Genomic DNA, 11524 nt, shown 5'->3' on the forward strand with positions numbered 1-11524 from the left:
CCTGCGCAGCCCTAGAGCATCATCGCCGCCAGCCAACCGAACGCCAGCAACGGCAGATTGTAGTGGATGAAGGTCGGTACCACAGTGTCCCAGATATGGTGGTGCTGACCGTCGACGTTCAGGCCCGAGGTCGGCCCCAGGGTCGAATCCGACGCGGGTGAACCGGCGTCGCCCAGGGCACCGGCAGTACCGACGATGCACACGGTCGCTACGGGATCGAAACCCAGTTGCACGCACAGCGGCACGAAGATCGCCGCCAGGATCGGCACGGTGGAGAACGACGAACCGATGCCCATGGTCACCAGCAGCCCCACCAGCAGCATCAGCAGTGCACCGATGCCTTTACTGTGATTGATCCAGGCCGCCGAGGCCTCGACCAGGGTCTTGACCTCACCAGTGGCTTTCATCACCTCGGCAAAGCCCGAGGCGGCGATCATGATGAAGCCGATCATGGCCATCATCTTCATGCCTTCGGTGAACAGGTCGTCGGTGTCTTTCCAGCGCACGATGCCCGACACCGAGAAGATCAGAAAGCCGGCCATGGCGCCGATGATCATCGAGTCCAGCCACAACTGGATGATGAACGCCGCCGCAATGGCGAAGCCCGCTACCAGCAGGGTCAGCGGGTTGTAGCTCACGGCCACCTGCTCGACCTGCTCGATTTTCTCCAGGTCATACACGCGCTTCTTGCGATAACTGATGAACACCGCCACCAGCAAACCGAAGAGCATGCCCGCCGCCGGGATGGCCATGGCATGAGTGACGTTGACGCCACTGACATCCACGCCGCTGCGGCTGACACTGCCCAGCAGGATCTGGTTGAGAAATATGTTGCCAAAGCCCACCGGCAGGAAGATGTACGGGGTGATCAGGCCGAAGGTCATCACACAGGCCACCAGGCGCCGGTCGATCTGCAGCTTGGTCAGCACATACAGCAGCGGCGGCACCAGCAACGGAATGAAGGCGATATGGATCGGCAGGATGTTCTGCGACGAAATTGCCACCACCAACAGCAGGCCGATCAGCAGCCATTTGACCTTGCCGCCGTTGCTGTGCCCCTGCCGGTCGATCATGGCCAAGGCACGATCAGCCAGGGCATGGGCCATGCCCGACTTGGCGATGGCCACGGCGAAGGCGCCGAGCAAAGCATAGGACAACGCCACCGTGGCACCGCCACCCAGCCCGCCGTTGAAGGCCTTGAGCGTGCCTTCGATGCCCAGGCCGCCGACCAGCCCACCCGCCAGGGCACCCACGATCAGGGCAATCACCACATGCACGCGGGACAGGCTCAATACCAGCATGATGCCGACCGCGGCAATTACTGCATTCATTCTGTGACCTCTAGAAACCAGACAAAAAGCGACCGATCCGGCGACAGACTGCTCGGGAGCAGTGGCCGAACGACAGGTATTTTTATGGAGGGCGCACACTCTGAAGCAGACCCCCGCGCTTGTCAAAAAAACGGGATTTCGCGCCTGCGACAATCAGTCGCTTCCGTGACCGAAAACGACGCATTTCAATTGAACGTTTGAATAAAGAAAACGGCATCGCAGCCGATATAGTCGGCAGCCTCAATCTTTCAGGATCAAAGGACTTCGCCATGTCGTTCAGACAACTTTCCATTCAGTGGAAGATCACCCTGCTGGCCGGCCTGTGCCTGGCCGGCATCGTTACCCTGCTGGTGGGACTCTCGCTGTACCGCATGGAGCACAGCACGCAGCTGGTCAAGGCCAGCAGCATGCAGATGCTCACTGAAGCGGCCCAGGGACGCATCGAGTCCCAGGGTGAAGTCCAGGCCTTGAACATCCGTCGCCAGTTCATGGATGCCTACCAGTACGGTGCCGGCTTCTCCCGCCAGGTACTGTTCCTTCGCGAGCAGGCCGAGAAGCGCTTCCTCGATGCCTTCGACCTGCGCGAAGACATGACCCGCCAGGTGCGCGCCGCGCTGCAGGCCAACCCCGACCTGCTCGGCCTGTCGCTGGTGTTCGAGCCCAACGCCCTGGACAACAAGGACTCGCTGTTCGTCGACCAGAAAGAACTGGGCAGCAACGAGAAAGGCCGCTTTGCCCTGTACTGGTCGCAACCGACCCCGGGCCAGCTGACCTCAATGGCGCTGCCTGAGCGCGACATGAACGACACCAGCATCGGCCCCAGCGGCGAGCCGGCCAACACCTGGTCGGTGTGCCCGCGCACGACCCGCAAGGTCTGTGTGATCGAGCCCTACTTCTATGAAATCAACGGCCAGCAGGTGCTGATGACCAGCATCGTGTTCCCGCTGATGGCGGCCGACAAGGTCATCGCCACCCTGTCCATCGACATCAACCTCAACAGCCTGCAGGCCATGAGCCAACAGGCCAGCCGCAACCTTTACCAGGGCCAGACCCAGGTCGGCATTCTCAGCCCCGTGGGCCTGCTGGCCGGTTACAGCCCGGACGCCAGCAAGCTGGCCCAGCGCTTTGACCAGGTCGATATGGAAAAAGGCGCCGAGCTGATCCGCTTGCTCGGCGATAGCACTCCGCTGCACAGCATCCACCACAACCAGCGCCTGAAAGTGCTGGCCTCGTTCGCGCCGATCCCCGGCGGCAAACCCTGGGGCGTGCTGCTCGATGTGCCGGAAAGCGCCCTGACCGGCCCGGCCGAAGCCCTCAAGCAAGAGCTCGACCAGCGCAACACCAGCGGCACCCTGATGGAACTGGGCCTGGGCCTGCTGGCGGCTATCGTCGGCCTGCTGCTGATCTGGCTGATGGCGCGCACCGTGACCCGGCCGATCCTCGGCGTCGCGGCCATGCTCAAGGACATCGCCAGCGGCGAAGGCGACCTGACCCGCCGCCTGACCTACGACAAGCGCGATGAACTGGGTGAGCTGGCCGGCTGGTTCAACCGCTTCCTCGACAAGCTGCAGCCGACCATTGCCGAAGTCAAACGCTCGGTCCAGGCCGCCCGTGACACTGCCGATCAGTCCTCGGCCATTGCCACCCAGACCAGTGCCGGCATGGAGCAGCAGTATCGCCAGGTTGACCAGGTGGCCACCGCCTCCCATGAAATGAGCGCCACCGCCCAGGACGTCGCCCGCAGCGCGGCGCAAGCCGCCCAGGCAGCCCGCGACGCCGACCAGGCCACCCGCCAGGGCCTGGCCGTGATCGACCGCACCACCAGCAGCATCGACACCCTGGCCGCCGACATGAGTACCGCCATGGGCCAGGTCGAAGGTTTGGCCGAGAACAGCGAGAAGATCGGTTCGGTGCTGGAAGTGATCCGCTCGATCGCCGAGCAGACCAACCTGCTGGCCCTCAACGCCGCCATCGAAGCCGCCCGTGCCGGTGAAGCCGGTCGTGGTTTTGCCGTGGTGGCCGACGAGGTCCGCAACCTGGCCCGCCGCACCCAGGAATCGGTGGAAGAAACCCGCCAGGTCATCGAACAGTTGCAGGCCGGTACCCGCGAAGTGGTCGGCGCCATGGACAGCAGCCATCGCCAGGCCCAGGGCAGCGTCGAGCAGGTCAGCCAGGCGGTCACGGCCCTGCAGCAGATCGGCGATGCGGTCACGGTGATCAGCGACATGAACCTGCAGATCGCCAGCGCCGCCGAAGAGCAGAGCGCGGTGGCCGAAGAGATCAACAGCAACGTGGCGACCATTCGTGACGTCACCGAGTCGCTGTCGGAACAGGCCAACGAATCGGCGCGGGTCAGCCAGTCGCTCAACAGCCTGGCCAACCAGCAGCAGGGGCTGATGGATCAGTTCCGGGTGTAACCCCGTGGGAGCTGGCTTGCCAGCGATCGAGCGCAAAGCGCTCGCTGGTGGAGCCTCATGCAGGCCTCATCGCTGGCAAGCCAGCTCCCACAAAAACCTGCCGGCTCTCCTCTACTACACTTGCCAGACTCCCTACCCTGCGAGCGAGGCACAATGAAGCCGATCACTACCCTGCTGGCCAGCGCTCTCCTTGCGCTGGCTCTGATACCCTCCAGCCACGCCGCCGACAACTCCACGCCCATCCACTTCGGTGACATCACCTGGGAAAGCGGCAGCCTCACCACCGAGATCCTGCGGCTGATCGTCGAGAAAGGCTACGGCTACCCCACCGACACCCTGCCCGGCAGCACCGTGAGCATGGAAGTGGCCCTGGCCCGCAACGACATCCAGGTCATCGGCGAAGAATGGGCCGGTCGCAGCCCCGCCTGGATCAAGGCCGAGCAGGCCGGCCAGGTGTTCAGCATCGGCGATACGGTGAAGAATGCCGATGAAGGCTGGTATGTGCCGGCGTACGTGATCAAGGATCTGGCGCCGAATCTGCGCTCGGTGGCCGACCTCAAACAGTACAAGGCCGTGTTCAAGGACCCCGAATCCCCCGACAAGGGCCGCTTCCTCAACAGCCCCAGCGGCTGGACTTCCGAGACCGTCAACAGCCAGAAGCTCAAGGCCTACGGCCTGCACAATGACTACGTGAACTTTCGCAGTGGCTCGGGCGCCGCACTCGATGCCGAAATCACCTCGGCCATACGCCGTGGCAAACCGGTGCTGTTCTACTACTGGAGCCCTACCCCGCTGATGGGGCGTTTCGACCTGGTACGCCTTGAGGAACCGCCGTTCAATGCCGAGGCCTGGCAGACCCTGACCGACGCCAGCCATCCGCACCCGCAAGGCACGCGTTCACTGCCGGCAAAATTGTCCATCGGTGTTTCGGCGCCATTCAAAAAGGATTATCCGGAACTGGTCGAGTTCTTCACCAAGGTCGACCTGCCTATCGACACCCTCAACAAGACCCTGGCGCAGATGAGCGAAAAGCGCGAGGCGCCCAAGGAGGCAGCGCTCAGGTTCATGCGCGATAACCCGAACATCTGGAAAGCCTGGCTACCCGCCGAGATCGCGGGCAAGGTCGAGGCGAGCCTGTGAGTGGAGGCTTCCCCGAAGCGCTGCACTTCTCCTTTGCCGACGCCGTTAACCGCTTCGTCGATTGGCTGGTACTGGCTTACGGCGATCAATTGCGCAATGTTTCCGATGGTTTGCTGCAAGTGCTGGTCGGCCTGGAAAACCTGCTGCGCCTGACGCCCTGGTGGCTGTTGCTGGTGATCGTCGCGCTGATGACCTGGCACGCCAGCCGCAGCATCACCCGCGCCCTGGTGCTCAGCGGCCTGTTGTTTCTGATCGGCGTGGTCGGCCTGTGGGACAAGCTCCTGCAAACCTGCGCGCTGGTGCTGGTGAGCACCGGCCTGTGCGTGCTGATCGGCATCCCGGTCGGCATCCTCCTGACCAGCCGGCCCTTGGCGCGCAAGCTGCTGATGCCGGTGCTCGACGTCATGCAGACCCTGCCCAGTTTCGTCTATCTGATCCCGGTGCTGATGCTGTTCGGCCTGGGCAAGGTACCGGCAATCTTCGCCACCCTGATCTATGCCCTGCCGCCCTTGATCCGCCTGACCGAACTGGGCCTGAGCCAGATCGACCCGAGCCTGACCCAGGCGGCTCACGGCCTGGGGGCCAGTCGCTGGCAGCGACTGCGGCGGGTGCAACTGCCGCTGGCGATGCCGAGCATCATGGCCGGGCTCAACCAGTCGGTGATGATGGCGCTGTCGATGGTGGTGGTCGCTTCGATGATTGGCGCGCGCGGGTTGGGGGAAGATGTACTGGCGGGGATTCAGACACTCAATGTCGGCAAAGGGGTGGAGGCCGGGTTGGCGATTGTGGCGCTGGCGATGGTGATTGACCGGATTAGTCAGGCGTATGGGCAGGTGCGGCGCGGTTAGAATTTGCAGACCTCATCGCGGGGCAAGTCGGATCGCCGCACCGCCGCTCCCACAAAGTCTGTGGGAGCGGGCTTGCCCCGCGATGCTATCTGACCTTGCGCGGTAGCTCGATGCTGACCCGCAAACCACCCAGCGGGCTTTCCAGCAAACGCATCTGCCCGCCCCAGGCCTCGACGATGTCGCGCACGATACCCAGGCCCAGGCCGTGGCCATCGACCTGCTCGTCAAGCCGGGTACCGCGCTCGAGAACTTGTTCACGGGCCGTCTCCGGGATGCCGGGACCGTCGTCGTCGATCCACAGGCAATAGTGTTGCGGCTGTTCTTCGATGCTCAGCTGCACTTCGCTGTCCGCCCATTTGCAGGCGTTGTCCAGCAGGTTGCCCAACAGCTCCAGCAGGTCCTCACGGTCCCAAGGCAGGAGCAAACCCGGCGCCACGTGCTTGCTCAGTTCCAGGCCTTCGCCATGAATCATGCCCAGGGTCGATAGCAGCCCTGGCAATTCGGCATCGCAATCAAACTGCGCGCCCGGCAATGCGTCACCGGCCAGCCGCGCGCGGTTGAGCTCGCGGCTCAGGCGCTGCTGGATCTGCTCGAGCTGGTCGCGCAACTGGGCACGAACTTCCGGCAGGTCCTTGAGGCGTTCGCTGGAGGCCAGGCTGAGCAGCACCGCCAGAGGCGTCTTGAGGGCATGACCGAGGTTGCCCAGGGCATTACGTGAACGGCGCAGGCTGTCTTCGGTGTGGGCCAGCAAGTGGTTGATCTGCGCGACCAGGGGCTCAAGTTCTGTCGGTACCTGAGTATCGAGCTGCGAACGCTGGCCTTGCTGCAGCTGGGCGATCTGTTCGCGGGCACGCTCCAGTGGGCGCAAAGAGCGCGTCACGGTGATGCGTTGCAGCACCAGGATCAGCAACAGCGCGACCAGGCCCAGGCCCAGGCCGATCTGCTGCATGCGCCTGAAGCCATCCCGTACCGGGGTGTAGTCCTGGGCGACGCTGATGGAAATGGCCTGACCCAGGCGCCGGTAATCGGCGCGCAGTACCAGCAGTTGCTGGCCTTCAGGCCCCAGTTCCAGTCCGGTGTGCAGACCGGGGCTTTGCGGCGCTGGCATGTCCATGTCCCACAACGAACGCGATCGCCAGCTGCCGCCGTCGAAATCAATGCGAAAGTAATAGCCGGAAAACGGCCGCTTGTAGGCCGAGGAAATCCGTCGCTCATCCAGTTCAAGGCCGGTCTGGCCGCGCACCAGCGCCACCAGCAGGTTTTCGCTTTCCTTGCGCAGGCCGGTCTCCAGGTAGCGTTGCAGCCCGGCTTCGAACAGCCACAGGCTGAGCTGGGCCAGGACCAGCCCGACCAGCACCAGTACCGCAATCAGGCCAAGGCTCAAGCGTGCCTGGATCGACTTCACTCGCTGCTCCCGGCATAGCGATAACCCTGGCCGCGGCGGGTTTCGATCACGCTGCGGCCGAGCTTGCGGCGCAGGTGATTGACGTGCACTTCCAGGACGTTGGAATCGCGCTCGGTTTCACCGTCGTAGAGGTGCTCGGCCAGGTGGCTTTTCGAGAGGATCTGTTGCGGGTGGAGCATGAAGTAACGCAGCAGGCGAAACTCGGCAGCGGTGAGCTGGATGTCGACACCGGCGCGGGTCACACACTGGCGGCCTTCGTCCAGTTGCAGGCCGGCGGCTTCCAGGGTCGGCTGGTTGGCCAGGCCACGGGCACGACGCAGCAGCGACTGGATGCGCAGCTGCAGTTCTTCCGGGTGAAACGGCTTGCTCAGGTAGTCATCGGCGCCGGCTTTGAGGCCCTCGATGCGCTCGGCCCAGGACCCACGCGCGGTGAGGATCAACACCGGTGTCGACAGCCCCGATGCACGCCACTGGGCCAGCACTTCAAGGCCCGGCAAGCCGGGTAAGCCGAGGTCCAGAATGATCAGGTCGTAAGGTTCGCTGCTACCCTGGTAGACCGCATCCCTGCCGTCAGCCAGCCAGTCGACCGCATAGCCCTGGCGTTGCAGGCTCTGGGTCAGTTCATCTGCCAACGGCACGTTGTCCTCGACCAATAACAGGCGCATCAGTCATCTTCCTCGTCTTTGAGCAGCGCTCCATTGGTAGCATCGAGCTTGATCTCGCGCACTACGCCTTCAGGGGTCAGCAATTCGACCTCGTACTCGTATCTGTCGTGTTTCTCTTCCAGCTCCGCCTCCAGCAACCTCGCCCCGGGATAGCGTCCCAGGGCGTCTTTAAGCAGTTGCTCCAACGGCAGGATGATGCCCCGCTCCCGCAGTTGCAGGGCTTCATCCTGATCGAGGTCACGGGCCGAAGCCAGCGAGCAGAGGGCCAACAGCGCAATGAGAAGTGTCTGTGCTGTTCGCATGCAAGGGCTCATCAGGTGTCCTGGGCGTCCTTGAGGACTTCACCGGTCTTGGCATCAAGATCAACGTCCCATTCGACGTTCTGGGCGTCACGCAGTTCTACCTTGTAGACATAGCGGCCGTAGACGTCCTCCAGCTCGGAATCCTTGATGGTAGCGCCTGGGTGCTTGGCCAGCGCCTTGGCGTTCAAGTCGTCCAGAGACATGATGGTCTTGGCCTGAACCAGCTTGACCACTTCATTGGTCGGAATGTCTTTAGCCAGCGCAACGTTGGCGCTCAGGGCAAGGGCAGCAGTGGCGAACAGGGCAGTCAAAGTTTTCATGGTGTCTCTCCGTTGAGATCAAAAATGTTTCTACGGGGCCTAGAGTACCCAACCGAACTTAATTGAAGCTGAAAACAACTGGCGACATGATAGCGCAGCCCAGCCCCACATCTGGACGCTGTTCTTTATAATTGCGGCTCAACACAGCGAGGCCCGTATGAGCGCAATCCATATCAAGTACCCGGCCCTGACCCTCAAGGCTGGTAGCCGTGCCCTGCAGCGTATTGGTGAGCGAGGCTTGCAGGCAGCGGATGTGGGCGTGCTGCCGGGTGCTGCGGGCGGCCCCAAGGCCCTCGGCATTCAAGGGCTGGACCTGGCGCTGTTCGGCCAGTGGCTCCCCAGCGCACCGCGAGAACGCTCACTGATCGGCGCCTCGATCGGTTCCTGGCGCTTCGCCAGTGCCTGCCTGCCCAACCCGGCCCAGGCCCTGCAGCGATTGGGACAGCTTTACACCGAACAGGACTTTGCCAAGGGCGTGACTCAAGCCGAAGTCAGCCGCAGCTGCGAGCGCATGCTCGATGAATTGCTCGAAGGACGCGACGCGCAGATCCTCGAAAGTGCTGACTATCGCCTGAACATCATGGTGGTGAAGAGCCATGGATTGCTTGCTCACGATCATCGCGGACGCTTGGGCATGGGCCTGTCGTCTGTGATCGCCGACAACCTGATCGGCCGCCCGCGCCTGTCCCGTCACTTCGAGCGGATCATTCTTCATGATGCCCGCAGTGCTCCGCCGCTGCAGCCATTGACCGACTTCCCGTCGCGCTGCCTGCACCTGGACGTCGCCAATTTGCGCCATGCCCTGCTGGCTTCCGGGTCTATCCCCATGGTCATGGAAGGTGTGCGCGATATTCCGGGCGTGGGCCAGGGAACCTATCGGGATGGCGGCTTGCTGGACTATCACCTGGACCTGCCCTACGCCGGCAATGACCTGGTGCTCTACCCGCACTTCACCGACAAGGTCATCCCCGGGTGGTTCGACAAGGCCCTGCCGTGGCGCCGTGGCGATGTTGATCGGCTGCGCAACGTGCTGCTGCTGGCACCCTCGCCGCAGTATCTGGCCAGCCTTCCCTACGGCAAGTTGCCGGATCGTAGCGACTTCAAGCGCTTCATGGGCGATGCTGGCAGCCGTCAGCGTTATTGGCACAAGGCAATGGCCGAAAGCCAGCGTCTGGGCGATGAGCTGCTCGAGCTGATAGAAACCGGCAAGCTGCACGCGCATCTGCAACCACTGAAGTGACCATGCTGGTAAACTGGCCGCCAGCATTGGTTTACTGAGTCAAGACATCGTGGAAATCTTTAAAGAGTTTACGTTCGAATCGGCCCACCGCCTGCCCCACGTGCCTGAAGGGCACAAGTGCGGTCGCCTGCACGGCCATTCGTTCAAGGTTGCCCTGCACCTGACTGGCCCGCTCGATCCACATACCGGCTGGATCCGCGACTTCTCCGAGATCAAGGCGATCTTCAAGCCGCTGTACGAGCAACTGGACCACAACTACCTGAACGATATTCCTGGCCTGGAGAACCCGACCAGCGAAGTGATCGCCAAGTGGATCTGGGACCAGGTCAAGCCGCTGTTGCCTGAGCTTTCCAAGGTGCGCATTCATGAGACCTGCACCAGTGGTTGCGAGTATTACGGCGACTGAGTCGGTAAATGGATGTGAAGAGACCACCCTACGGGGTGGTTTTTTTTGCCTGGTTTTCAGTCCTGTGGGAGCGGCGGTGCGACGCCGCTCCCACAGACCCCAGAAAGACAAAACCCCTACCTGCATACGCAGATAGGGGTTTCGGAATTTAATCTTGACGATGACCTACTCTCACATGGGGAAACCCCACACTACCATCGGCGATGCATCGTTTCACTGCTGAGTTCGGGATGGGATCAGGTGGTTCCAATGCTCTATGGTCGTCAAGAAATTCTGTTGCCAGAAGGTCTTGTTAGACACTCCAGCGAATCGGGTATGTGATGTTTGTGAGTTACAAATTCTCGGCTTTGCAGTCTTCACAACACCGTAATCTGGCTTTCGCTCAAATTGCTTGGGTGTTATATGGTCAAGCCTCACGGGCAATTAGTATTGGTTAGCTCAACGCCTCACAGCGCTTACACACCCAACCTATCAACGTCGTAGTCTTCGACGGCCCTTCAGGGAGCTCAAGGCTCCAGTGAGATCTCATCTTGAGGCAAGTTTCCCGCTTAGATGCTTTCAGCGGTTATCTCTTCCGAACATAGCTACCCGGCAATGCCACTGGCGTGACAACCGGAACACCAGAGGTTCGTCCACTCCGGTCCTCTCGTACTAGGAGCAGCCCCTCTCAAATCTCAAACGTCCACGGCAGATAGGGACCGAACTGTCTCACGACGTTCTAAACCCAGCTCGCGTACCACTTTAAATGGCGAACAGCCATACCCTTGGGACCGGCTTCAGCCCCAGGATGTGATGAGCCGACATCGAGGTGCCAAACACCGCCGTCGATATGAACTCTTGGGCGGTATCAGCCTGTTATCCCCGGAGTACCTTTTATCCGTTGAGCGATGGCCCTTCCATACAGAACCACCGGATCACTAAGACCTACTTTCGTACCTGCTCGACGTGTCTGTCTCGCAGTCAAGCGCGCTTTTGCCTTTATACTCTACGACCGATTTCCGACCGGTCTGAGCGCACCTTCGTACTCCTCCGTTACTCTTTAGGAGGAGACCGCCCCAGTCAAACTACCCACCATACACTGTCCTCGATCCGGATAACGGACCTGAGTTAGAACCTCAAAGTTGCCAGGGTGGTATTTCAAGGATGGCTCCACGCGAACTGGCGTCCACGCTTCAAAGCCTCCCACCTATCCTACACAAGCAAATTCAAAGTCCAGTGCAAAGCTATAGTAAAGGTTCACGGGGTCTTTCCGTCTAGCCGCGGATACACTGCATCTTCACAGCGATTTCAATTTCACTGAGTCTCGGGTGGAGACAGCGCCGCCATCGTTACGCCATTCGTGCAGGTCGGAACTTACCCGACAAGGAATTTCGCTACCTTAGGACCGTTATAGTTACGGCCGCCGTTTACCGGGGCTTCGATCAAGAGCTTCGCGTTAGCTAACCCCATC

Annotated in this window: 10 protein-coding genes and 2 rRNA genes; 5 read left to right on the forward strand and 7 right to left on the reverse strand. The window is 61.5% G+C overall.

Annotated elements, in window-relative coordinates:
- Positions 1-11: 11 nt before the first annotated feature.
- On the reverse strand, positions 12-1331 hold the full coding sequence (locus CCOS864_RS18795) for a Na+/H+ antiporter family protein (protein WP_115087837.1): 1320 nt from the start codon (positions 1329-1331) through the stop codon (positions 12-14).
- A gap of 269 nt (positions 1332-1600) precedes the next feature.
- On the opposite strand from CCOS864_RS18795, the gene CCOS864_RS18800 reads away from it, so the two are divergent.
- The 3 genes from CCOS864_RS18800 to CCOS864_RS18810 all read left to right on the forward strand — a co-directional run bounded on the left by CCOS864_RS18800 (position 1601) and on the right by CCOS864_RS18810 (position 5736).
- Positions 1601-3748 carry a methyl-accepting chemotaxis protein gene (locus CCOS864_RS18800; RefSeq protein ID WP_115087838.1) on the forward strand — a complete coding sequence of 716 codons (2148 nt, stop codon included), beginning with the start codon at positions 1601-1603 and terminating at the stop codon, positions 3746-3748.
- A gap of 153 nt (positions 3749-3901) precedes the next feature.
- Positions 3902-4888: an ABC transporter substrate-binding protein gene (locus CCOS864_RS18805; RefSeq protein ID WP_115087839.1), complete on the forward strand. Its 987-nt coding sequence runs from the start codon at positions 3902-3904 to the stop codon at positions 4886-4888.
- Positions 4885-5736 (forward strand): ABC transporter permease, encoded by an 852-nt coding sequence (locus CCOS864_RS18810; RefSeq protein WP_115087840.1) that lies wholly within the window; start codon positions 4885-4887, stop codon positions 5734-5736. The genes CCOS864_RS18805 and CCOS864_RS18810 overlap by 4 nt, the downstream gene beginning before the upstream one ends.
- 85 nt (positions 5737-5821) lie before the next feature.
- Here the strand turns inward: CCOS864_RS18810 and CCOS864_RS18815 are convergent, their stop codons facing one another.
- The 4 genes from CCOS864_RS18815 to CCOS864_RS18830 are packed head-to-tail and all read right to left on the reverse strand — an operon-like array spanning position 5822 to position 8428.
- Complete coding sequence (locus CCOS864_RS18815; RefSeq protein ID WP_115087841.1) at positions 5822-7141, reverse strand: sensor histidine kinase; 1320 nt, start codon at positions 7139-7141, stop codon at positions 5822-5824.
- Positions 7138-7806: a response regulator transcription factor gene (locus CCOS864_RS18820; protein ID WP_115087842.1), complete on the reverse strand. Its 669-nt coding sequence runs from the start codon at positions 7804-7806 to the stop codon at positions 7138-7140. The genes CCOS864_RS18815 and CCOS864_RS18820 overlap by 4 nt, the downstream gene beginning before the upstream one ends.
- Positions 7806-8120, reverse strand: coding sequence for a PepSY domain-containing protein (locus CCOS864_RS18825; RefSeq protein ID WP_115087843.1), 315 nt, complete (start codon positions 8118-8120; stop codon positions 7806-7808). Before CCOS864_RS18825 ends, CCOS864_RS18820 begins: the two co-directional genes overlap by 1 nt.
- Positions 8120-8428, reverse strand: coding sequence for a PepSY domain-containing protein (locus CCOS864_RS18830; RefSeq protein ID WP_045201338.1), 309 nt, complete (start codon positions 8426-8428; stop codon positions 8120-8122). Before CCOS864_RS18830 ends, CCOS864_RS18825 begins: the two co-directional genes overlap by 1 nt.
- A gap of 157 nt (positions 8429-8585) precedes the next feature.
- Between CCOS864_RS18830 and CCOS864_RS18835 the strand changes: the two genes are divergently transcribed.
- Positions 8586-9668: a patatin-like phospholipase domain-containing protein gene (locus CCOS864_RS18835; RefSeq protein ID WP_115087844.1), complete on the forward strand. Its 1083-nt coding sequence runs from the start codon at positions 8586-8588 to the stop codon at positions 9666-9668.
- Between the two features lie 49 nt (positions 9669-9717).
- Positions 9718-10074 carry a 6-carboxytetrahydropterin synthase QueD gene (gene queD / locus CCOS864_RS18840; RefSeq protein WP_010226613.1) on the forward strand — a complete coding sequence of 119 codons (357 nt, stop codon included), beginning with the start codon at positions 9718-9720 and terminating at the stop codon, positions 10072-10074.
- Positions 10075-10226: 152 nt separating this feature from the next.
- Here the strand turns inward: queD and rrf are convergent.
- Positions 10227-10342 (reverse strand): 5S ribosomal RNA (gene rrf, locus CCOS864_RS18845).
- Between the two features lie 134 nt (positions 10343-10476).
- A 23S ribosomal RNA gene (locus tag CCOS864_RS18850) occupies positions 10477-11524 on the reverse strand; the annotation flags it as partial.

It is taken from the genome of Pseudomonas wadenswilerensis (assembly GCF_900497695.1).
Taxonomy (GTDB): domain Bacteria; phylum Pseudomonadota; class Gammaproteobacteria; order Pseudomonadales; family Pseudomonadaceae; genus Aquipseudomonas; species Aquipseudomonas wadenswilerensis.

Coding starts and splice junctions, on each gene's coding strand:
- CCOS864_RS18800 (WP_115087838.1), top strand. CDS start 1,601: ATGTCGTTCAGACAACTTTCCATTCAGTGGAAGATCACCCTGCTGGCC.
- CCOS864_RS18835 (WP_115087844.1), top strand. CDS start 8,586: ATGAGCGCAATCCATATCAAGTACCCGGCCCTGACCCTCAAGGCTGGT.
- CCOS864_RS18795 (WP_115087837.1), bottom strand. CDS start 1,331: ATGAATGCAGTAATTGCCGCGGTCGGCATCATGCTGGTATTGAGCCTG.
- CCOS864_RS18820 (WP_115087842.1), bottom strand. CDS start 7,806: ATGCGCCTGTTATTGGTCGAGGACAACGTGCCGTTGGCAGATGAACTG.
- CCOS864_RS18825 (WP_115087843.1), bottom strand. CDS start 8,120: ATGAGCCCTTGCATGCGAACAGCACAGACACTTCTCATTGCGCTGTTG.
- CCOS864_RS18830 (WP_045201338.1), bottom strand. CDS start 8,428: ATGAAAACTTTGACTGCCCTGTTCGCCACTGCTGCCCTTGCCCTGAGC.
- CCOS864_RS18805 (WP_115087839.1), top strand. CDS start 3,902: ATGAAGCCGATCACTACCCTGCTGGCCAGCGCTCTCCTTGCGCTGGCT.